Below are 23048 nucleotides of genomic sequence, written 5' to 3' on the forward strand. Positions count from 1 at the left end.
CTGAATTCACCCCTTTTTTCAACAGGCAAACTACCACATAGAATATCCGAATGCCCGACCTGCTACCAATCTCAAAACATGAAAAAAACCGGCTCCCATCGGAACCGGTTTCTCACATTAATTCTCTTCTTTCACTTGTAGCTCCAAAGTATGTTCATACGCTTGTTGGAACTTTTGGACATCCCCTGCTCCCATGAAAATCAGCACGGCGTTTTCATGTTTGAGTAAGGTTGATGTATCTTGTTCATCTATAATTTCGCATCCTTCTATCTTACTTTGAAGATCGTGGATCGAAAGTTTGCCATGGTTTTCTCTTGCGGAACCGAAGATTTCACATAGGTACACTTTGTCTGAGAGACTTAAGGTTTCTGCAAACTCCGATAGGAAGGTTTGCGTTCGTGTAAATGTGTGTGGCTGGAAGACAGCGATGATCTCTTTTTCAGGATATTTCTGTCTTGCCGAGTCGACGGTTGCCCTGATTTCAGTCGGATGATGAGCGTAGTCATCGATAAGAATTTGAGTACCCACTTCTTTTTCAGAGAAACGGCGCTTGACACCTTTAAACGTGCTTAATCGTTCTTGAACGATGGCGGTATCGAGCTCTTCATAGTGACAAATGGCAATGACTGACAAGGCATTCATGATGTTGTGATCACCAAACGTTGGAATTTTGAATGCAGCATAAAATTCATTACGGACAAACACATCGAATGATGTACCAGTTCTGTCCCGTGATACGTTTCTCGCCTGGAAATCATTCTCCTCAGCGAAGCCATAAAATACTACCGGTACTTGAGCCTGGATCTTTTGTAACTGCTCATCATCCCCGCACGCAATGATTCCCTTTTTCACCTGCATGGCCATTTCCTGGAACGCAGAAAAGACGTCATCCACATTGGCAAAGTAATCTGGATGATCGAAATCAATGTTCGTCATGATGGCATAGTCTGGGAAATAAGACAGGAAGTGACGGCGATATTCACACGCTTCGAAAACAAAGTACTGTGCATCTCTTTCACCTTTACCGGTTCCATCCCCGATCAAGAAAGAAGTTGGCTTTGCGCCACTGATGACATGTGCCAATAAACCGGTTGTGGACGTTTTACCATGTGCTCCGGTTACGCCTACACTAGTGAATTCCTGCATGAAGTCACCAAGAAATGTATGGTATCTGGTAACGGGTAATCCCAATTCAACTGCGGCTTGGATTTCTTCATGTGTATCAGGAAATGCATTACCCGCGATTACATGCATATCCCCTTCAATGTTTTCTTTCTGGAAAGGCAGTATTGTTATATCTGATTCGTCCAGTGCTTTCTGCGTAAAGAAATATTTGTCTACGTCAGATCCTTGGACCTTGTAGCCCATATCGTGGAGTATTTGGGCTAATGCACTCATGCCCGACCCCTTAATTCCTACGAAATGATATATAGTCATAATAGAACCTCCAACAATCGTCTATCTAAAAGCATTATATGAAATGTATATTATTTTGCTATCGGTCTTAGCTTTTGATATCTGAGAATAGAAAAAAGCGAACTTTCTTCAACTTGAAACATTATATCATTTTTTAAAATCCCTGACCATGCACAAGCTACGAAAGACTGTGGAGAATGAAGTGTGGTGCCTCTTCTTTTAAAAAGGTTCTCCATAATACTCCAGTTTTTTGATTCATTTGACCATATTGATTTTTTACGTTTGATAAAACATCCTTTGATTTGACGGGGAAAACAGGACCTAAGATCCACTGATGAGTCACTAATGGGACTTTTCTAACAAAAAAGATCTGTTCTGTCTTCATTTCCATTTCTATACAATCGAGGCTTGTTTTAACAGAAATCTCATCACCTTGAATGGCATTCTTACAGGTAAGGATCAACTCTCCATGTGTTACTTTCCGTGTTCTCACAATGACTGGTTCCCAAGCTGCCGTCAGCATGATGGCCCCAAGCAGTTTGGTCGATTCATGCAAGGAGCGGGTCTGAAGAAATTGAAAAAACAATGTTTGTCCTTTGATCGTTTTATAATCAAAAAGAAACCATTCTTGAAACAATTTATCGACCTCTGTATCCACTTGAAACTCTTCATTGAGGAGAAAGCGTTTAGAGAACATCATCTTGGCCCTTACTTTTTCTCTAATATTGGTTTCTTTCAAAGCGTACTCAAACGCTTTTTGGTAGAGGTCCTGTATATGAACCTCTGCGATTCTTTGCTTTTTTTGCCTGAATTGATCCAGGTCTAAAAGACTGTCTGATTGTTGCATCGTCTCACCTATTCGAATTCTACTTTTTCCAGTCGGGGGTTGGGACGAAGTTTTCTTCCCGCCTTCGCTTCTGGGGAACCGTCGATTACGACATTATCACCTGTAAACCCGACATGGATTTTAAGAAGACTGCTTCCTACTCCATACATATCGACTGGAACAAGATTCTCCTCAAACTGGCGTATCCGGTCTTCATTGAAACCACCGGACACCACAATCTTGACGTGTTGGTACCCTTCTTCATCAAGGGCTTGTCTTAATGCTTTGATAAGCTGCATATTGACACCTCGTGGATCAAAGGTACCTAGAACTTGTTGATTACGAAGGAAATATTTATCGATCATCATTCTTGATGTATCTACCCTTACCCCTTTTAATTCGGGACCAAACTCCCTGGCTACCTTTAATGAGTCTGTAATGACGTCATTATTGTAGTCGACAAGAGCGATGAGCTCGTCTTCAGGAAAGGTTTCCTGGTACGCTTTCGTCGCTTCGACAATATCTCCGTTAAATAATTGGATGAGGGCATGAGGCATGGTTCCCATCCCTTTCTTCCCCCACCATTCATTCATGGCATGTGTGGCTTGGGCAGTGGATCCACCAATGAAAGCAGCATAGCCATCACCGGACTGCTGGGTAAAGTGATCATCCCGATCGCCCATAAATATGACTGGTTTCTGCTTACCCGAAATGGATGCCGCTTTCATGACATTATAGACGCTTGTCGCGACCGACGTTCTTCTTGCCAGTATACCGTCTATGATGCCTTCTAGATAACCAAAGTCCTGGTAACGTCCCTTGATTGTCAGAACGGTTTCAAATGGGGCAATCTGGTCTCCATCTTTTAAGGAATGAATCTCAAGATTTTGCGGGTCATCAGCGAAAGTATGTAGAAGTGCAATGACTTCATCTGTTCCGCAGATAACGGCATGGTTCTTTTGAAAGAATTGCATGGTGACCACCGCATCGGGTTTCTTCTTCTTTGCTATTTCCTTCGTTTTCAAAAAATAAACAGCTGAAAACCAGCCATCCTTAATTCTTTCATCAAACTTAAATGTATGATTGGTCAACCTGTTGAGTTTCCCTTGAAGTTTCAATTCTATTTCTTTCATCACTAAAGCTCCTTATGGCTCTTTCTTCACAAAATAATAGGTATTCTGTTTATTCGTCACTCAGGACAGATATAAACAGAATACCATGTATTAAATGTTTGTACTAGTCTATGCCAATGTCTCCAATTCACTTTCTGATATCAGGACATCTCTGGGTTTACTGCCTCTGGACTCGGATATGATTCCATTACTCTCCATCATTTCCATCAATCTTGCAGCCCGGTTATAACCGATTCTGAATCTGCGTTGTAAGCTCGATGCAGATGCCCCGCCCTGATCGACGACAAACTCACAAGCTTCTAAAAACAACTCATCTTCTTCCTCGGTCACCTGTGCTTTCTTAATCAATTCATCCTGTTGGAAGAGATAATCCGGTTCTCGTTGTTCTCTTACATGATTGATGATGTCATCGATTTCATCATCGGATACGAATGTACCTTGCAGGCGAACCGGCTTAGAAGATCCATTTTCCAAGAAGAGCATGTCTCCTTTACCAAGCAGACGCTCAGCTCCGCTTCCATCGATGATCGTTCTTGAATCGACACTTGAGGAAACAGAAAATGCGACCCTTGTCGGTACATTCGCCTTAATCAGCCCTGTAATGACATCCACTGAAGGACGCTGAGTGGCAATGATTAAGTGGATTCCGCAAGCCCGTGCCTTCTGGGCGATGCGGCATATTGCTTCTTCCACGTCAGCAGGGGACATCATCATTAAATCTGCAAGCTCATCGATGACAATTACCAGGTATGGAAGCATGTCGCTATACTGCTTATTCCGCTTAGCCAGTTCATTGAAACGTTTAATATCTCTTACGCCGGTGTGGGCGAATAGCTCGTAACGTCGTTCCATTTCTTCCACTGCCCATTTTAGAGCTGCAGTTGCTGCTTTCACATCGGTGATCACAGGACTTACAAGGTGCGGGATCCGGTTATAGGGTGCGAGCTCGACCATCTTCGGGTCAATAAGAAGCATCTTTAGTTCATCTGGTGACGCCTTGTACAACAGGCTGACCAGAATCGAATTGATACACACACTTTTCCCTGAACCGGTAGCTCCTGCGATGAGTCCATGGGGCATCTTGCTTAAGTCCGTTACGATGGGCTGACCGGAGATATCCAGGCCAAGAGCTGCCGTTAAAGGTGAAGTTGGCTCTTGAAATGCTGGACTTGCAATAACTTCACTAATGCATACCGGACGACTTTCCCTATTCGGCACCTCGATACCGATTGTGTGTTTACCCGGAATCGGTGCCTCCATCCGGATGTCTTTCGCAGCCAGGCTCAGCTTAATATCATCCGATAGATTCGTAATCTTATTAACCTTCACACCCGGTTCAGGCTGAACCTCGAACCGCGTAACCGATGGCCCCTGTGTAACATTCACCACTTTGGCCCTTACATTAAAATTATGAAGCGTTTCGTCCAGTAATATTCTTTGAGAATCGAGCCATTCTTCACTCATTTCCTTTGATACTGGCGGCATCAAGTAATCTACTTCAGGAAATACATAATCCCTCGTCCTTTTCGTTGATGAGCTTAATTCATCATAGCTCTTCGCCGCTTCTTCCCCTTGAACCGGACTTTGATGATCCTTCTTCTCGTCAGTAGGTTGAAGGGAAACTGTTTCTTCCACTGTATCCTGTTTTTCTTCCTGTACAGGAAGAACGGCAGACCTTGACTCAGTTTTTATCTCATCAACTTCTTGTTCCACGCTTTCCTTCGTAGCACGAACAGGTGGTTTAGAAGCATTCATTTGTCGCTTATCTTGCTTTAGCATCAACACATTAAAAGGAAGATGAGATCTCTTTCGTCTTGGTGGTTCTTCTTCTTTGTCTTGTTGTTGAGATACGGTCGTTTCCGGGTCTTCCTCTTTGACTTCTTGTCGAGATACGGTCGTTTCCGGTTCATCCCCTATGACTTCTTGTTGAGAGATGGTCGTTTCCGGGTCTTCCTCAACTGGACTCTCCTCAAGCAGTGGTGCTTCTTCAATTAAAGATTCTTCAATTGGCTCTTCCTGATGAGTAGTTTGGGTATCCTGAACTTGAGACTCCTGTACAGATTGGACAACTTCTTGAGTGGAATCACTTTCGACAGAACCCTCTGCTTCATGAGACTCTAAGTCTCGACCGGAATCATCCGTCTCTTCTACTGCTTGTGCTATTTCCGTAATAAGCGAAATACGTTCACTTGATCTACGGAGTGTTTCTTCAGCATCCATGTCAGTCTCATCCTTCTCCTCCATGAAGGTTGTCTCTTCCGTTGATTTTGTTTCCACTTCTGGAGTCAAAGGTTGTTGCATTTTTGGTGGCTCGATTGAAGCTTCCGTCTCGTCCTCTATTTTTGAAGCTGCATCTTTGATTTCTTCCATGTGAGACTCGTTAGATCGTTGAACAGCGGTTACATCCATTGAGAGTACTTCTTCATTCGAAGGAATGAGTTTCTCCTCTTTGGCCGGCTCTTGATGAACCACTCTTGGTTCAGCGTTTTCTTCATCTTTATGTAAAAACTTCTTCAGCTCGTATTCAACGCTTTCTTCTTTTTTAACAGGTCTTCCCTTAAACCCATATATAGGAGAAGGAATTTCCGTTGGTGTAAACGGTCTGCTGTTCCCCTTTTCGACTTTGGGCGTTTTCTTTGGTTTGACAGAAGGAGAAGGGTTATCTTCTTTCGTTTTTCGATTATTGGAATTGTAGTTCCGTTTTGGCACCTTTTGCTCCTTGACCGGTTCTTCCTTTTCTTCTGTTCTGCGATTTCTGCTTGCCCGTGGGCGTTCTCTGTTTTCCCCGTCCGATATAATGGGAAATCGGAAATTCCCTTTGGGATATTGGTACGTCATCCTCGCTTCTACATCACGGGAATGGGCGGGACCTGGTATATTTTTACGTTCAATCTTTTTCTTGTTGGTAGACTGAACATCATCTTGTTTTTCATCATAATACTCTTCAAATTGTTCATCATTATCTGATAATTTACCAAATATTTTTTTAATCCAGCTCACAAACATCACTCTTTCTTTCATACTTACTTTATATTTTATCAGTTAAAGAGAAAAATTCGAGTCATTTCGATAGAATAAGAGAATTGTTAAAGACTTGTGTCCAAACAAAAATAGGCGTAAAGAGATTGTAACACGAAATGCGCAGGCGGCTTGCCCAGAGGCGACAAGCATAAGATAAATGGAACTGGAAGGCGTTCTTTGCCTTCTTGGGCCATTTATCTTATGACCTCGAGCCTCTAGCCGCCGGAGCTAGACAACACGAAAAGCGCAGGCGGCTCGCCCAGAGGCGACAAGCATAAGATGAATGGAACAGGAAGGCGTTCTTTGCCTTCTTGGGCCATTTAGCTTATTACCTCGAGGCTCTAGCCGCCGGAGCTAGACAATACGAAAAGCGCAGGCGGCCTGTAGACAAAATCTAAGAGCATCCTTGAATTACACTCTTTCTAACCTTCATAAACAAAAATACCTGAGCCCACATGCTGGACCCAGGTATATGTTTATTAAGCGGTAAACGGTTGACCCACTTTGTACTCATCTTCGAGAACAAGGATTCCTTTTTCTTGTGGAGCGTCTGGTAGGGCCAATTCTTTGGCTGAACAAATCATGCCGGAAGATGCCACACCACGAAGTTCCGCATCTTTGATCACCATACCACTAGGCATGACAGCTCCAACTTTTGCGACAACAACTTTTTGTCCTTTATCTACGTTAGGCGCGCCACAAACGATCTGTAAAGTTTCATCTCCTACATCGACTGTACAAATATTCAACTTGTCTGCATTAGGATGCTTTTCTTTATCCGAAACGTATCCGACAACAAACTTTGGTGAAAAGTCTGCTTCCAATACTTCATCAAACCCGTTCTTCTGGATGGCTTCATTGATCGATTTAAGCTTCTCATCGTTCATCTCGACAGGACCCACTTCACTTAAATCCATATACTTTGATGCATGAAATAGATTATACCCAAGTGTTTCTCCTGTCTTTTCATCATACAGGCGGGCTGCATCTTCTTTTCTTTCGTGCTGCACATCTCCTTCATACCCTGGATCCAATGTCACGATCAGGGTATCACCAATGCCTTCTAAGTTATAAAATACGTTCATTATTTCTTCTCCCTTTCCTTTTTGCGATTTTTTGCCAGAATGAAGATTGGCTCAAGTCCTCCTTCTTCATACACAAAGGATAGTGCCGTAATCGGAACATTTCCTGTTGTAAAGAAGCTCATGGTTAATTGTGCAAGGACATCATAGCCTGTTTCATTGCGAATATCCCCGATGACCAATACATCCTGATGGGGTACTGATACTGTCATCTCGCCTTCAACGTCCTTACTTACCTGTTTCAAGAAAGCATCATTCAAAATACGACTTGCATCATATCCATCATTGTTGTTCAGGAAATAAAAGATGTTTCCTGCCACCTCATCCTTCTTCATCTCAGTTGGTAAGCTTCTGACATTGAATAAGGCCGTCTCCTTCATTTGCTCATGGGACCATCCTTCAGTCTTTAACATATCCTCGTCCAATAAACGGTACGTTTTCCCTAAATCAACCGCGTAATAAATTCGTGTCTCCGCTGTATGATCATCAGTCACGAGTGCAACGCCTTCATTGGATTCGGTTGTGAAAGAAGTGGAACGAATCACTGGAAATACTTTTTTCTCCTTGTTACCCATATCTGTTCCAGTTCCCATTACATTTAATGCCTCTTCCACGTAATAGACCACTTCATCAATAATGGATGTATTGTTTTCCTTCCATTTTGATACAATCGGTGTAAGAGCAACAGTGATTCCTTTTTTGGTATCCGTGTTCTCAATTCTCAGTGAATCCTTGTCTCGATCATATGTAAACGTACGATTCGATTTCTCTAATCGCTCCTGGAGTATGCCTTTTAGCATTTTAATATCCAAATCTGATCCTCCTTTGGTGTTGCTTTTATAATAGAAAGTATTGATTTAAACTTTCGCCGAAGATGCTTTCACTTATAACAGTTTACATCAAAATGGCGAGAATACAAAAGGAACCTGTTCGATTTCCGGCAAAAAGAAAAGGGACCCACATGTTGGTGATCCCTTTTCATCCTATTATGAAGATAATGTGTTCATAAAGTTCTCGATTTCTTCTTTGGTTTTCCGGTCTTTGCTGACAAAGCGACCAAGTTCACGGCCATTTTCGAATGCTAAGAAGCTTGGAATACCGAAAATATCATGCTCAATGCACACATCAATAAATTGATCCCGATCTACATATAGGAATGTGTACTCTGAAAATTGGCTCTCAATCTCTGGAAGGATCGGCTCGATGATTCGGCAATCCGGACACCAGTCAGCTGAGAACATAAATACATGCTTGCCATTTTCTTTTAGCCCGTGAAACTCTTCTATCGACTCAAGTTTACGCATTTTATTTGCCCCCTGTTTCAATCGTCATTTGGTCAGGTTTTATCCAACCTAGTTTTCGCATATATTCAGATAGTAACAGGCTTATGAATGCAGGTCCAACAAAATGCAACAGGAGGATTTTCATGGTTACTTCCCAACTGAATCCCATCGTTTTAAAGGTCATGATTTGACCAACGAATCCGCTTGTTCCCATCCCGGCTCCGGCTGCATTGTTTTCCATCAGCCATACGGTTGTTCCAATCGGTGCTAATATCATGCCTGCCACGGTAGGAGGGATGATGATCCGTGGGTTCCGAACGATATTCGGCACTTGAAGCATGGAAGTTCCTATACCCTGGGCAAATAACCCTCCAACCTTATTCTCTCTATAACTGATAACTGCAAATCCTACCATCTGCGCAGCACACCCAATGGTAGCAGCACCTGCTGCGACTCCACTCAGATCAAGCATTAGCGCAATCGCCGCACTTGAAATCGGTGCTGTCAGTGCAAGTCCCATAAGGGCTGCAACCAAAATCCCCATGATAATCGGTCGTTGTTCAGTGGCCCAGCTGATCCAGCCTCCAAACATGCTCATGAAATCTGCGATTCCCGGTCCGATGAAGTATGCTGTCGTAAACCCTGCCAAGATCGTTATAAATGGTGTGACAATAATATCTACTTTTGTCGTCTTACTTACAAGCTTTCCAATCTCAGTGGATAGGACTGCCGCTACATATGCTCCTGCCGGTCCACCTAAACTTGCGCCTGCTGCTCCGGTTACAACCGCAGCGAATAAGACTAGGGGCGGTGCTCCAAGCCCAAAGGCAATGGCCACTCCAATCGCTGGCCCCATCAAGCTGATGGAAAGCCCACCCATCTCTATAAAAAACTCACTTACTCCGTGGGGTAACGGAAGCTGTTCTCCCAACGTTTTAATAATCAATCCGATAATTAAAGAACTGAACAATCCTAATGCCATATAACTTAATGCATCTATAAAATACGTTTTCGCCGATAACGTAATCCCTTTTCGCTGTAAATAGTCTCTCATTCGTTTCTCTCCCCTAAAGTAAATATTCTACTTTTACTAGTGTAAAGACACATGTTTGATTTGTCCATGACTTTTACTCGTTTAAGGAAGCTTATCTTCTAGTCTCCATCTCTTCCTATTTCTTATCACAAAAAAAAGACCGATTTCCTCCTACTCATGGAGAAAATCGGTCTATATATGCAATCTACTTGTGTTTAACGGACGCTGCCATTTTCATCATCATTTCCGCATGATCTGCTAAATTGGCTACTTCTGATTGCGTTGTTACTTTCGTTCCGCCCACTCCTACAATAAGTTCGTATTCTTCCGTATCAGGCAATTTCTTAATGACATAGTATCCTAAGCGATCGTTTTCTTTAAAGGTCCCGTGTTTCACTAGACTCTCCTTGTCATTAACGGCCATTTTATATAGAAGTTCACTATCCTTATCTTCTTGAGGGTTTGTGAAAAGTATAAATGTATCAGAGCTTTTTGAAATAATGATATTATATGGCGATTCTTTTTTTATCTCCGCTCCAAAGGGGAGGTAAAAACGGATGTTCCCGGCTTCTTCATCGGGTTTTTCATTCGAGTTTAAGGCTTCCTTCACCACATTGGCTGTCTGGTCTTTCTCTTTATCTATGGTTGTATTGCAACCAGCTAAAATTAGAACAAGAATTAAGAAAAAGAATGATACGATGGTTTTCATCTTCTACTTTTCCTCCCTTTCCTGCCTAGGACCTACGCTTATGATACCCTCACAAAGACCCATTGACAACCCTTCCATTAAGAAAATCAGCCTTTTCAGTGGGAAATATGGTTATTTTTAACTTCAAGAGGGTATTTATGATAAGATGACTAAAAACAGGAAGGTGAATAGTATGGAATTTACAGTGTATTTAGCTGGGGAAATACATAGTTCCTGGAGAAATGAACTAAAGGAAAAAGCAAAATCGTTGCGGCTCCCACTTACGTTCGTCGGTCCCATGGAAAATCATGATCGTTCCGACTCAATCGGGGAAGAAATAATCGGTGAACAACCAAATAAGATCTTCCGGGATGAAGCTGCTTCAAGTATCAATAACTTCCGAACTGAACTGCTCATGACAAAGTCGGATGTAGTGATTGCTTTATTTGGCGAAGAATACAAGCAATGGAACACAGCAATGGATGCGAGCACGGCCATTGCACTTCAAAAGCCCCTTATCGTCATTCGTCCTGAAAAACTTCATCATCCATTGAAAGAGCTTACAAATAAGGCAAATGTCACCGTTACCTCCATTGAACAGGCACTAAAGACATTGTCCTATGTATTTGATACTGAATAAGCATTTCATTATAAAAAGCCTGCAGGAACTATTCCTGCAGGCTCTTTTTTGTATGTAAGCGTTTCCTCCAAAATACCCAAACTTTTTCATTATTTTAAAATAACTTAATATTAGCAATCTATAGACATTTTATGTTATTATTAACCATTTGCAAACTTTTTTTGACTTTATGAAAATATTAAAATATTATAGTAAAGGAATAAAGGAGGTAGTAACATGTCATCAATGAATAAACAGAAAATTGTGGATAGTGTTCCTCAAAAAGGTTTCTTTGGACATCCTAAGGGGTTATTCACTTTGTTCTTCACAGAATTTTGGGAGCGCTTTTCCTATTACGGAATGCGTGCCATCCTCGTATTCTACATGTACTATGAGGTTTCTGAAGGTGGACTAGGTCTTGAGCAAAATACAGCTTTAGCTATTATGTCTATTTATGGTTCACTAGTGTATATGTCAGGGGTAATTGGGGGCTGGCTGGCTGATAGAATATTCGGAACTTCGAAAGCCGTCTTCTACGGTGGTATATTCATCATGTTTGGTCATATCGCTTTATCATTTCCAGGGAGCTTATCTCTGTTCTTCGTTTCCATGGTATTGATTGTAGTCGGAACAGGTCTTTTGAAACCAAATGTTTCAACCGTCGTGGGTGAAATGTACAGTGAAAAAGATACTCGTCGTGATGCAGCATTCAGTATTTTCTACATGGGAATCAACTTAGGTGCTTTCATTGCTCCACTTATCGTTGGAAGCCTTATGGAATCGAAAGGTTTCCACTGGGGATTCGCAGTAGCAGCAATCGGGATGTTCTTAGGTCTTGTTGTATTCATGCTTACGAAGAAAACGAATCTTGGTCTTGCAGGTACATATGTACCTAATCCGCTTGCACCAACTGAAAAGAAGAAATACGGATTAATCGTAGGTGCAGTCGTAGTAGGTTTAGCCATATTATTAGGTATTACAATTCCTGCTGGCTTATTTACATTAGATGTATTCATTAATCTAGTTGGAATCTTTGGTATCGTTGTGCCAACTATTTACTTTGCCGTAATGTACTATAGTCCAAAAACAACGGCAACAGAACGTTCAAGAGTTATTGCATATATTCCATTATTTATTTCTGCCGTAATGTTCTGGTCAATCCAAGAACAAGGATCTACTATTCTTGCCGCTTATGCGGACAAGCGTACTCAACTTGATTTCATGGGGATGTCAATCTCTCCAGCTTGGTTCCAATCACTGAACCCGTTATTCATTATTCTATTAGCACCAGTCTTTGCATGGATGTGGGTTAAGCTTGGTGACCGTCAGCCATCTATTCCAAAGAAGTTTTCATTTGGTCTATTGTTTGCCGGATTATCATTCTTAGTTATTCTATTACCTGCACAATTAGGTGGAGAAGATTCTCTAGTAAGTCCATTATGGCTTGTGCTTAGCTATTTCATCGTTGTACTTGGTGAACTATGCTTATCACCAGTTGGACTATCTGCAACAACGAAGCTTGCTCCAGATGCCTTCTCAGCTCAAACCATGAGTCTTTGGTTCTTGGCTTCTGCAGGTGCACAGGCTTTAAACGCCCAACTTGTACGTTTCTATTCACCAGAATCAGAAACTCTTTACTTCGGTTCAATCGGTGGTATGGCAATCGTCTTAGCGATTATCCTATTCCTGATTTCACCTATGATCCAAAGAGCTATGAAAGGTGTTAAATAATTGATCTATTCTCCCCCTGATTTTTTCAGGGGGATTTTATTTTGCGCAATATATTCGATATCTTATTTAATTCATCGAGTATACCTTATAGACACCCGGTTGCAAATAGTGAATTCTTCCTTAAAAAAAGAACCCCGCTTTAACGGAGTTCTGATTGCAACCTACCAGAAAAGATTACAGAAACAATTTCTATGTCTTCTTTTACAACCACATCTTCTGCGATTGTCTTCCGCACCTAGTACGTTGTCGCCTCTTCTTCCGCGGCATCCTCGACGGTTGTCTTCTGCACCAAGAACATTATCTCGGTTACAACGACATCTATTTCGATTATCTTCTCCGCCTCTTCTTCTGTCACCAAAGAGCAACTTATCCCAATCACAACATTTTCTGTGATCACGTCTGTCGCCACGGTCATTACAATAATGGCATCCCATAAATTCCAACCTCCTTAGAAAGAATTTATCAGATAAAATAAAGTCTGATATACTCCATCGTATGAAGGACTAGTTGGTTTGGTATGGGCCAAGTACCCTCAAAGGGTAAAAGTACTATGGATATTTAGTCTTGAACATTCGTTTTGCGCTGCCATTGTCCGATTAAAAGCTGAACGACGTGCGAGAACATCTCCTCTCGGGTAATAAGACCGTTCGTATAAACTCCGATTGCCCCTTCTTTTTGTCTGATTCCCGTTCTTTGAGTGTACTCATCCATCAAGGGACCGAGTTCTTTCCCGGCCTTTAATTCATAGCTGATGTCTATTGGAAGGGGAATTCTTGCCCCTCCACCGATGATTTCATTTCCTCTGGAATCAACTAGCGCCCCCCAGTTACAGAGAAACATGCCATACAGGGAGTCTGATACTCCTCCCTCCAGTCCTATTCCCACGTCACTATCCGTTGCCCTCAGCACACCCTTCGCACGGTTTAGAGCGCCTTCAATCGTCTCCTGATCCGAAAGCGGCTGATCACTCACATATGATTCTGTCTTTATTTGCTGGAATTGCACGTCTTCATAGTGTGCAAGAAAGGCTTTTTGAATAGCCTGTACTTTTGCCGGGTTCGTTGTTCCAATTGCTATTTTCATCAAAAAAATGACCTCTTTTCCTAAAGGAAGTCTGCAAGCGGGCTTCCTTTTTTATCATTTGAAAAAAGCTGTCTCAAAAAATGCATGAGACAGCTCTTCTGTATAGAGTTTAAATGTGATTATCCATTGGCTTTAATAGTTTCGATCGTGGAGCGATCACATTGTTTCACTAACTTGACGATCAGCTCTTTAGCAGCCGCATAATCGTCTACATGTATCATGGAAGCATGGGTATGAATATATCTTGAACAGATTCCCACTACTGCACTCGGGACTCCTTCATTGGACATATGCACTCTTCCGGCGTCTGTCCCACCTTGTGAGACAAAGTATTGATAAGGAATGTCATTTGATTCGGCTGTATCTAATATGAATTCTCTTATTCCTCTATGTGTCACCATAGAACGGTCAAGAATCCGCAGGAGAGCCCCTTTACCTAATTGACCAAATTCATTTTTGTCACCTGACATATCATTGGCTGGACTTGCATCAAGAGCAAAGAAGATGTCCGGATTGATCATATTGGCTGCTGTTTGGGCCCCGCGCAACCCTACTTCTTCCTGGACCGTTGCCCCAGAATAAAGTGTGCTAGGAAGAGTTTCACCTTGAAGTTCCTTTAATAATTCAATGGATAATCCACAGCCATAACGGTTATCCCATGCTTTCGCCAGGATTTTCTTCTCATTGGACATAGGTGTGAACGGGCAAATCGGTACAATTTGCTGACCTGGTTTAATCCCGATTTCACGTGCATTATCCTTGTCATCCGCACCGATATCAATGAGCATGTTCTTCATATCCATCGGCTTTCTTCGCTGCTCTTCTCCAAGCAAGTGAGGAGGGATGCTGCCTATCACACCCGTTACCGGGCCATTGTCCGTTATTATTTGAACACGCTGAGCAAGTAGGACCTGACTCCACCAACCTCCAAGGGTTTGGAATCGAATCATTCCATTATCCGTAATCGATGTGACCATGAAGCCTACTTCATCCATGTGTCCTGCAACCATGACAACCGGATCTTGAGCATTGCCTTTTCTCACACCAAACACTCCGCCTAACTTGTCCTGTACAATCTCATCTGAGTACTTCGAAAGTTGTTCCTTCATGAATGTACGAACCGCGTGCTCATTACCAGGTGCTCCCGGCAATTCTGTCAAAGTTTTAAATAAATCCAACGTATCTCGTTTCATGTCAACTGCCCCTTTTATATGAAATCTACTTTATGTATAGTTTTATTTTACAGAACTTTCTCACGGCTTACCACCAATTGAGATGAAAAGCAGTTCTCTTTTTAATGAATTCTTTGTTAGAATGTACCTATAGATAAAAAATTATCGCTATTTGCCGCTCGGTTCTTAGGAACTTCCCGGCTACTAACACACAAAATACTCAATGCTCGTGGAGGGAATAAAAGATGAATTGGAAATCATTCGTGTTCGGAATCGGAATCGGAGCAGTTGGCGGATATTTTCTCAAAGAAAAATTCGACGATTCAAGCTTCATTTCTGCCGAGAAAGTATTAAAAGATATCAAACTTTCATTCAAAAAAGAAGGCACTATCGATGGCTCTTGGATTGGAATGAAGCCTGAAGAGTACCAAAAGCACTCCGTCTCAACTAAAGTTTATAAAGGTGGCGTCTCCAGACGAAAAGACGGGGATTTAGAACAATATGAATTTTTAGCTGATGCCTATACGGGTACAGTGATCGATGTATATCCAATCGCTTAGAATAGCGATACTTGCTCATTAAAAGAGGGATGGTCCGCTGACTTATCTAAGTCTTCCGGATCATCCCCTTTTCATTTTATTTTTCCCTCATAACCTTATCAACGATTTCTCCATCCCGATTCCATTTTATCCCTCTATAAACCGCATCGTGATAGAAGAGGAACCAATATTCTTTGTCAATCGCTTGACCGATCCACTTTTCTTTGGCACCAATTGACGTCATAGGATAGTCATCATAAGCAAGCACCCAAAGAGGGTTCTTATGTGCGTGTGTAGGCATGATGTCCGCCATATGAATGAACTTCTCTCCGTCAGACTCCAGAAGAATAATCGAGTGACCATCACTGTGACCACCGGTATGGACCATGGTGATTCCAGGAAGGACTTCCTTTTCTTCTTTGAACGTTACTACTTGAGATTCAATACTCTCCCAGTTTTCTTTCCAATATGTATTCTGTGAACGTACATTAGGGTTTTTCATTTCTTCCCATTCCACTTGTGACGTGTGGATGGTTGCATTCGGAAATACAGAAACGAGCTCCCCGTCCTTGTATTCGGTTAATCCGCATGCGTGATCGAAATGCATGTGCGTCATTAAGATCACATCAATATCACGCGGTGTCAGTCCAAGAGATGAAAGAGATGCTTCAATATCAGATTCTTCATGAACCCCATAATTTCGCTTTTGTTTCTCATTCAACTTGCCTTTACCGATACCTGACTCGATTAATACATTTTTCCCTTCCCACTGAAAAAAGAGAGGATCTGTACGTAATTCGATTTGATTCAGATCATTCACGGCATATTTTTTTGACCAAAGAGGCTTTGGAACCACTCCAAACATCGCTCCGCCGTCCATGTGAGTCACGCCACCATTTAGCCAGTGAATCGTCGTATCTCCAACTTTCAACGTCTCCATCTTTACTCCTCCTTTGTTCATACTCTTTCATTTTATCAGAATGTGCTGACAACTTGTAGGAGTATGCCTGTTTCGATATTTATTGATGAGTCTCCTAAAGCTTTGTCAATCAGTGTGTGCTTAATGGTGAGGGGACCCCGCTTAGTTTTCCAGGGACAACATCCTTCCAGGAACAGAAAGCAGCTACCACTTTCTAATCAATAGTGTAGCTAAAATGTCAATCAAAAAAACAGCCTTGCGTATTCGCAAAGCTGTTTAGTCGTTCATTTATTGATTTTGAAACTGTGCTTCGACGCGGTATATCCTCTGCCCTTTGGCTGAGAATTTCTCTTCGTACTCTGTCATGATATTTCCTTCGAACTCACTCTTATGAAGATCGAGACTTAAGAATTGCAAGTGGAGACCGTACCACGAAAAGCTCTTTAATGAGTATTCGAATAAATGTTGATTGTCGGTCTTGAAGTGGATTTCCCCACCTTTAATCAGGATTTCTTCATACATTGTCAAAAAGTCTTTATAGGTTAGTCGTCGTTTTTCATGACGGTTCTTCGGCCAAGGATCAGAGAAGTTCAGGTATACTCTGCTTACTTCTTCTGAATCGAAGTATTCCGTCAGATTCTTGGCGTCAACATTCAACAGCTTAACGTTCGGAAGCTCAGCTTCGATCAGGCGATCAAGAGCGGTTACAATGACGCTTTCGTATAGCTCGATTCCAATATAATTAACGTCTGGATTGGCTCTCGCCATATCCGTGACGAATTGACCTTTTCCTGTTCCTACTTCAATGTGAATAGGATTTCCATTGCCAAATTCTTTATTCCATTGACCTTTTATCTCCTGGGGTTCTGCCACAACATACTGTGGATGATCACTAATTCTCTCAGAAGCCCATGGTTTATTACGTAAACGCATGTAGACACCTCTTTTTTTATTATCGAAAAAAACATACCATGACTATCCATCCAGTGCAAGAGCTAAAATGGACCCGGGCGTTGATATGCCTGAAATCATTTAAGCGGGTGCACAGATTGGAGGTCCGTCCCTCTAAAAAAGGGCGCATAATTGAAAAAGGAATTCACACACTAGTAGTGAATTCCTTTTTCAGGTCTGATCATTTTGATGGCCGGGAAAAGTATATGTTTCTTTCACTCTCAATAGACGAAAATGAAAGGGTGTACCTTATGCCTTTAAATTCACAGAATCAAATGCAGTTATTATCAGATATTCTAAGCAATCACTCGACGGATTGCTGTGGTTCGGTTTCTGAATGTGAGCAGGTTGAAAGGTTAGTGAAGTCATTGATGGTAAATGCTGATATCCATGAAAACGTTAAACCGGTTTTACAGGAAATTTATCAGTATAGTCACAGCGGGATTTCCTCGCCTGACTTAACGAACCATATTACCACGAACAAACAAAACCTGTCACAATGGGTAACGGATATGAACAGCTACTCTTAAGTTCAGATTACCTTGTGTAAATATTGAATCCAGTGATTCATCTCGTGGAAACGGGCTTTTCCTTTATGCCACTGGATGGATAGAATCGTTTGGGCCACGACATACCATTTCATACGCAGCTTTAGGTTATCAGTCAGTTGGGCGCCATATTGAGTCAACCAGCTTTCCCACTGATCTTCAGGGATATACCAGTATAATAACAAGCCGACATCAAAGGCAGGATCCGCGATCATCGCTCCATCCCAATCGATTAAATACAACTGGTTGTAATCAGACAGCAGCCAGTTGTTATGATTGACATCACCGTGACAGACTACATATTCTTCCTGTTGAACTTCCAAGAGCTCTTTTTGAAGAAATGCAAGGGACTCTCTAATGACCGGTAATGAAAGAAGATCGAATTCCAAGCCTGTTTCCACTTCCGTAAGCATATGCTCCGGTTGAAACGGCTCCTTCCCCAAGCGCTCAAGCATCGTTGAAAGCGGCTTTGAGGAATGAATTTTATTCAGGAGTCTTGCCACCTGCTCGTCTTTCATTTCTTCCGGCTTTAATTCTCTCCCATTTAACCAGTGCTGTGCCGTTATGACATCCCCGTTTTCCATTCGTTTTGTCCAAACTAGCTTTGGTACAATTCCTTCTGCTGATAATACAGCTACAAAAGGGGAGGAATTACGCTTCAGAAATAACCTTTGCTCCTGATACTGAGCAAAGAACGCTTCTCCAGTAGCACCGCCTGCGGGGACTATTTCCCAATCTTGGTCAAATAAGTGTTCCAATATATTCACCTTCTATTGGTCCTTTGTCATGTTTATATCTTCATTTAAATTATTTTTAGGTTTATGAAAATTACAGTAAATGCTCAAAAAAGTCTTGTAAAATAAAAAAGACAGCTATTGGGCAATACAATCAATAGCCATCTCTTTAGATTTTATCGTCATCTTGCATTTTCGTCAAGCACTGGAATGATCTGTTACCTTACAAACACATACGAAGAGACGGGTTCAAGGGTGACGATTTGGGTCTTTACAACGTAAAGTCCGCTTACATCGGCCCGATTTCCATCTGATAAACAATTCCACTCTTTTCCTTCAGGAAGGGTATACTCACACGACTTCATATCCGAATGAAACACCATGATGATTTCATTCCAAGGCCCGTATGGGTGGACGTTTTGATACGAAACGACTACCAGATTTTCAATACTGTGAGACACGTTGACGTGCTCCTTGATCAGTTCACTCTTATGAAAACGGAAGGCTCCGTGACTTTTACGGATTTGGATCAAGGCTTTCACATACTGAACGACCTCATCATATTTTTCCCTTCTGGTCCAATCCAACTGATTGATCTCAATCGGGGAATCATAGCTATTCTCTATTCCATTTTTTGTTCTGTAAAATTCCTGTCCTGCATGCAGAAATGGAATTCCTTGAGATAACAGGACCATCGTAGTTGCCAATTTATGACGGTTCTTTAGAGTCTCTTCATCTTCGGTCATACACGCCTTCATCTTATCCCACAACGTATGATTATCATGAGACTCCACATAATTGACGGATTGGGTCGGCTCCTTGAATAACCCGCGTTCCCCATCCTGCGTCCCGATGCTTCCGGTCAGGACGAGTTCAACTTTCTGTTCCAACTGCCCGTGCCCGAGAGCGAATCCTTTATCATATAAGTTAAACGTACTTCCCTTAATGGTGTCCCTGAACCAATCATTAAATTGACCGATTCCATGAAGTTGATGTGCATTTCTCAGGTTGGCTTTTTGATGAGGGGGCAGTGGTGTATTCAAGTCCCATCCTTCCCCTATTAAAATGGCTCCTGGCAAGACCTTATCCACCTCTTCGCGGATAAGGGTCATCGTCTCGATATCCAGAATACCCATTAAATCGAAACGGAAGCCGTCCACCCCATATTCTTTCATCCAATAAAGAATTGAATCCACGATGAATTTTCTGGCCATCAAACGTTCTGACGCAAAATCATTTCCAACCCCCGTCCCGTTAGATGGTAAGCCATTTTCATCGTGACGGAAGAAATATCCCGGTACAAGCTTTTCAAAAGAAGAATCCTCCCGTATGAACACGTGGTTATACACCACGTCCTGTATGACGCGAATATTCTCTTCGTGAAGACTTTCGATCACGGCTTTTAATTCCTTGATCCGTTCAGAAGGATCTTCAGGCTTTAAACTGTAACTGCCTTCAGGCGCATTGAAGAATAATGGGTTGTATCCCCAATTATAGCTTGTATCTGAAGGCGTATCGGTCACCCCATCGAAATCATTCACGGGCAATAGTTCAACATGGGTTACCCCGAGTTCCTTTAAATAGTCAATTCCACTACTAAATCCATTAGGTGTAGAAGACTCACGCTCGGTAAAAGCGAGGTATTTACCTCTGAATTTCATTCCGCCCTCTTTCTGAGCAGAGAAGTCACGGATATTCAGTTCGTATATCACAGCGTCTGTAGGAGAAATTAAAGGGGCTAGGGGAGTAATTCGATCACCGGGGTTCACGATACATCCCCATTCACTATTAAGGGATACGGCCTTCGCGTAGGGATCGACTAGTTCATCCCAAATCAAATTAATACAAGGAAGAATCGTATAATAATATCCCTCCAAGTCTGTGTTTACTCTGCATTCCCAAACGCCGTTTTCGATTCTTGTTAAAGGATATTGGATTTCTTCATCCGGTGATTTGAGCTTTAAGCGGACCTCTGTCGCCGTCGGTGCCCACACTTTGAATACCGTACATCCCTCCTGGTATGTAACACCAAGATCATCTCCATCATAATAATAGCGTTGATCGAACTCCTCGGTTCTGATAACCGCCCCAATCTGAAGGTCTGTTTTTGTATTATGTTCATCTACAATTTCATATTTCTCCCCTAGTATAATCTTCTCACTCTGTATGGTCGTGACATATTTCATTGCATCATTCAGAGGAATCCTCTCTTCAATATGAAGAGCGATCGTTTCATTTCCCTTAATAAGAGAGAAGTGACTGGAATTCCCCTCATGATATTCGTATGGAAGAATCATTGTAATCGAATTAAACGTATCCAAGAATGCATCGTAATGTCTGCTAATGACTAACACTTCTGCCACCCACTTCTGTTTAACATTTTCCAACTTAATGGAAGAACACGAACCTTCAGTTCCTGGTCTTTTTCGAGTGCATCAACTGTGTCTCCATCCACATGAACAGGTACTGACTGATTTGGATGAAGGGAAATCATTCTCCCTCTGACCGTATGGACTTCTTTGAGTGCCGTATGTTTCCCAATGAATACAGAGAGAAAGACGAAGAGTAATTTCCAGCGGGATAACCCATGGACGACGGTCATATCCAGCTGACCATCCATGGGGCAAGCGCTGGGGGCAATTTTCATCCCTCCACCGAAGAATGGCTGATTCGAAATCGTCACAAACCATACTTTGGAAAACACTTGCTCTTCCTCGTCCACATTGACCGAAAGAGAAAAGGGTTTAAACGTAAACGCTTCCTTACAAAGGAGAATCGGGTAGATCAGCTGCCCGAGCGACCATTTATTCAAACATTTTTTAAAAGTAGAAAGGTTGGCTTTGTGGGCAATTTCCGCATCAAATCCTATTCCTATATTATTCACAAAATGCCCGTTTGCTCCGTTTTTCACACTAAAGGCACCTGAATCCAGAACGTCCATTTCTTCTTTTATTAATTGTTGTTTTAATAAGGTATATGCTCTTTTCTTGTTGTTAGGCCAATTATATCCCCTTGCAAAATCATTACCGCTTCCTGATGGGATATACCCTATAACCACCTTATCAAAACCGATCACACCACTGATTACAGAGTTCATCGTACCGTCTCCACCGACACCGATCACGAGGATCCAGTCATCAGGTGATTGATCTACGAGACGTGTAAGAATGGTTTTCACATCTCTTGGATGCTCTGTGACAAATACTTCATGAGGAATATCAATGCCACGGCGAAAGTGTTCCCAAGAAGAAAATGAATGGTGGTTCTTTGCTTTTGGGTTCACGATAAAGATTGTCTTCATGTAAGGTTCTCATCTGATACAGGGGAAGATTCATCCCACTGCAGCCTTTTGAATGAGGTGGTCTGACAATACTCCAAGACAGCTTGAGCTGCTTTCAGTTGCACACTTTTGATTGGAGACGTGCCTGAACGCTGCTTCTGGAACCAGTCCTTATGAAGGCGCTTGTCAAGAAACTGTACCCCAACAGGGGCTTGTGGATAATCTATGTAACCGTTTCTGCATATGACCCCCTGATGAATGGGAAGCTCCACTCCGGCATATTGCATAATCTGCTGGATGATGCGCTCCATTCTCTTCAATCCAATCAAAGGATTTAATACTTTCTTCTCCATATCCCCCCATTTTTTCAACCAGAACCGCTCTCCTGAACCAAGATAAGCCGTTCCATCTTCAAATTCCAGAAACGTCAAACACCATATTCCCGTCGGAGTGATCAGGATGGTTTCAAGTTCAACTGGTGCGTTTTTAATTTTTAGAATCGGGTTGTACATGACGAATATATTATCGGGAAACCGTTGAAGTAAATAGCGTAATCTTTCATCATAATGATAGCTGTTATCCACGTAGGATTTCTCTGAAATCGTCGAACTTGCCCATCTCAACTGAAACTCGAATACAAGATTCAAGAAGGAAACCTTTAATTCCTCCTCTGAGTGAATCTCTTGATTTGAATCAATTTCAAACTCGATATCTTCATCGCTTTGTTGGAGGGAGCGTTCCACTTCTCCCTCTTCCTCTGATTCTTTCTTTTTAAATAAAGAAAAAATCTTCTCTTTCATCGTGTTTTTCTCGTCCTGAAGAGCTTCTTGCTCTTCAACAGATATGGAGGAAGGGAGCTCTCCGTTTTCCCAATGCTGTTTCATTTTTTCCCATTGTTGCTTTTTTAATCGAACAAACTGGGAAGGATATCTATATAAATCCGTTTCATATCTAGAAACGTAATCTTGAAGTTTAATCAGCTGTGCCATA

At 42.0% G+C, this 23048-nt stretch carries 21 protein-coding genes and 1 pseudogene; 4 read left to right on the forward strand and 18 right to left on the reverse strand.

The features are described 5' to 3' along the window. Positions 1–117: 117 nt before the first annotated feature. The 9 genes and pseudogenes from murC to FGG79_RS12260 form a co-directional block, all read right to left on the reverse strand. On the reverse strand, positions 118–1437 hold the full coding sequence (murC, locus tag FGG79_RS12220; protein WP_138778672.1) for a UDP-N-acetylmuramate--L-alanine ligase: 1320 nt from the start codon (positions 1435–1437) through the stop codon (positions 118–120). A gap of 157 nt (positions 1438–1594) precedes the next feature. Continuing rightward, positions 1595–2263, reverse strand: coding sequence for a hypothetical protein (locus tag FGG79_RS12225; protein ID WP_138778674.1), 669 nt, complete (start codon positions 2261–2263; stop codon positions 1595–1597). Positions 2264–2271: 8 nt separating this feature from the next. Next, positions 2272–3375: a nicotinate phosphoribosyltransferase gene (locus tag FGG79_RS12230; protein WP_138778676.1), complete on the reverse strand. Its 1104-nt coding sequence runs from the start codon at positions 3373–3375 to the stop codon at positions 2272–2274. A gap of 108 nt (positions 3376–3483) precedes the next feature. After that, positions 3484–5196: pseudogene (locus FGG79_RS22435) on the reverse strand (DNA translocase FtsK); the annotation flags it as partial. 1679 nt (positions 5197–6875) lie between these two features. Next, a complete protein-coding gene (gene ytpR / locus FGG79_RS12240; protein ID WP_138778678.1) occupies positions 6876–7481 on the reverse strand; it encodes a YtpR family tRNA-binding protein in 606 nt (201 codons plus the stop codon). Continuing rightward, a complete protein-coding gene (locus FGG79_RS12245) occupies positions 7481–8290 on the reverse strand; it encodes a DUF1444 domain-containing protein (RefSeq protein ID WP_240794262.1) in 810 nt (269 codons plus the stop codon). Before FGG79_RS12245 ends, ytpR begins: the two co-directional genes overlap by 1 nt. Positions 8291–8464: 174 nt before the next feature. Further along, the gene (locus FGG79_RS12250) at positions 8465–8782 is read right to left on the reverse strand and encodes a thioredoxin family protein (RefSeq protein WP_138778680.1); all 318 of its coding nucleotides are present in this window, start codon (positions 8780–8782) and stop codon (positions 8465–8467) included. Between the two features lies 1 nt (position 8783). Next, positions 8784–9815, reverse strand: a complete 1032-nt coding sequence (locus tag FGG79_RS12255; RefSeq protein ID WP_138778682.1) for a PTS sugar transporter subunit IIC — start codon at positions 9813–9815, stop codon at positions 8784–8786. Positions 9816–9999: 184 nt separating this feature from the next. Beyond that, positions 10000–10503, reverse strand: coding sequence for a hypothetical protein (locus tag FGG79_RS12260; protein ID WP_138778684.1), 504 nt, complete (start codon positions 10501–10503; stop codon positions 10000–10002). A 172-nt stretch (positions 10504–10675) separates the two neighbouring features. Here FGG79_RS12260 and FGG79_RS12265 point away from each other — a divergent pair, with 172 nt between their 5' ends. Together FGG79_RS12265 and FGG79_RS12270 are read left to right on the forward strand one after the other, a co-directional pair. Further along, complete coding sequence (locus FGG79_RS12265) at positions 10676–11122, forward strand: YtoQ family protein (protein WP_138778686.1); 447 nt, start codon at positions 10676–10678, stop codon at positions 11120–11122. A gap of 216 nt (positions 11123–11338) precedes the next feature. Then, positions 11339–12832, forward strand: a complete 1494-nt coding sequence (locus FGG79_RS12270; RefSeq protein WP_138778688.1) for a peptide MFS transporter — start codon at positions 11339–11341, stop codon at positions 12830–12832. Positions 12833–13067: 235 nt separating this feature from the next. Here the strand turns inward: FGG79_RS12270 and FGG79_RS12275 are convergent, their stop codons facing one another. From FGG79_RS12275 to FGG79_RS12285, 3 genes are all read right to left on the reverse strand, one after another. Further along, a complete protein-coding gene (locus FGG79_RS12275; protein ID WP_138778690.1) occupies positions 13068–13247 on the reverse strand; it encodes a hypothetical protein in 180 nt (59 codons plus the stop codon). Positions 13248–13390: 143 nt separating this feature from the next. Then, complete coding sequence (locus FGG79_RS12280) at positions 13391–13915, reverse strand: DUF84 family protein (RefSeq protein WP_138778886.1); 525 nt, start codon at positions 13913–13915, stop codon at positions 13391–13393. A 119-nt stretch (positions 13916–14034) separates the two neighbouring features. After that, positions 14035–15108 carry a M42 family metallopeptidase gene (locus tag FGG79_RS12285; RefSeq protein ID WP_138778692.1) on the reverse strand — a complete coding sequence of 358 codons (1074 nt, stop codon included), beginning with the start codon at positions 15106–15108 and terminating at the stop codon, positions 14035–14037. Positions 15109–15332: 224 nt separating this feature from the next. Between FGG79_RS12285 and FGG79_RS12290 the strand changes: the two genes are divergently transcribed. Then, positions 15333–15647: a PepSY domain-containing protein gene (locus FGG79_RS12290; RefSeq protein WP_138778693.1), complete on the forward strand. Its 315-nt coding sequence runs from the start codon at positions 15333–15335 to the stop codon at positions 15645–15647. 76 nt (positions 15648–15723) lie between these two features. Here FGG79_RS12290 and FGG79_RS12295 read toward each other — a convergent pair whose 3' ends face one another. Continuing rightward, positions 15724–16566, reverse strand: coding sequence for a YtnP family quorum-quenching lactonase (locus FGG79_RS12295; RefSeq protein WP_138778695.1), 843 nt, complete (start codon positions 16564–16566; stop codon positions 15724–15726). Positions 16567–16833: 267 nt separating this feature from the next. Further along, a complete protein-coding gene (trmB, locus tag FGG79_RS12300; protein ID WP_138778698.1) occupies positions 16834–17478 on the reverse strand; it encodes a tRNA (guanosine(46)-N7)-methyltransferase TrmB in 645 nt (214 codons plus the stop codon). A gap of 269 nt (positions 17479–17747) precedes the next feature. On the opposite strand from trmB, the gene FGG79_RS12305 reads away from it, so the two are divergent. Beyond that, positions 17748–18026 (forward strand): YtzH-like family protein, encoded by a 279-nt coding sequence (locus FGG79_RS12305; RefSeq protein ID WP_138778700.1) that lies wholly within the window; start codon positions 17748–17750, stop codon positions 18024–18026. A gap of 2 nt (positions 18027–18028) precedes the next feature. On the opposite strand, the gene FGG79_RS12310 is transcribed toward FGG79_RS12305, so the two are convergent. From FGG79_RS12310 to FGG79_RS12325, 4 genes are all read right to left on the reverse strand, one after another. Continuing rightward, complete coding sequence (locus tag FGG79_RS12310) at positions 18029–18802, reverse strand: phosphotransferase family protein (RefSeq protein ID WP_138778702.1); 774 nt, start codon at positions 18800–18802, stop codon at positions 18029–18031. Between the two features lie 194 nt (positions 18803–18996). Next, on the reverse strand, positions 18997–21132 hold the full coding sequence (pulA, locus tag FGG79_RS12315) for a type I pullulanase (protein ID WP_138778888.1): 2136 nt from the start codon (positions 21130–21132) through the stop codon (positions 18997–18999). Next, positions 21126–22079: a diacylglycerol/lipid kinase family protein gene (locus FGG79_RS12320; RefSeq protein WP_138778704.1), complete on the reverse strand. Its 954-nt coding sequence runs from the start codon at positions 22077–22079 to the stop codon at positions 21126–21128. The genes pulA and FGG79_RS12320 overlap by 7 nt, the downstream gene beginning before the upstream one ends. Then, complete coding sequence (locus FGG79_RS12325) at positions 22076–23047, reverse strand: nuclease-related domain-containing protein (protein ID WP_138778706.1); 972 nt, start codon at positions 23045–23047, stop codon at positions 22076–22078. The genes FGG79_RS12320 and FGG79_RS12325 overlap by 4 nt, the downstream gene beginning before the upstream one ends. Between the last annotated feature and the right edge of the window lies 1 nt (position 23048).

Source organism: Bacillus sp. BHET2 (assembly GCF_005938125.1).
Taxonomy (GTDB): Bacteria; Bacillota; Bacilli; order Bacillales; family Bacillaceae_B; genus Rossellomorea.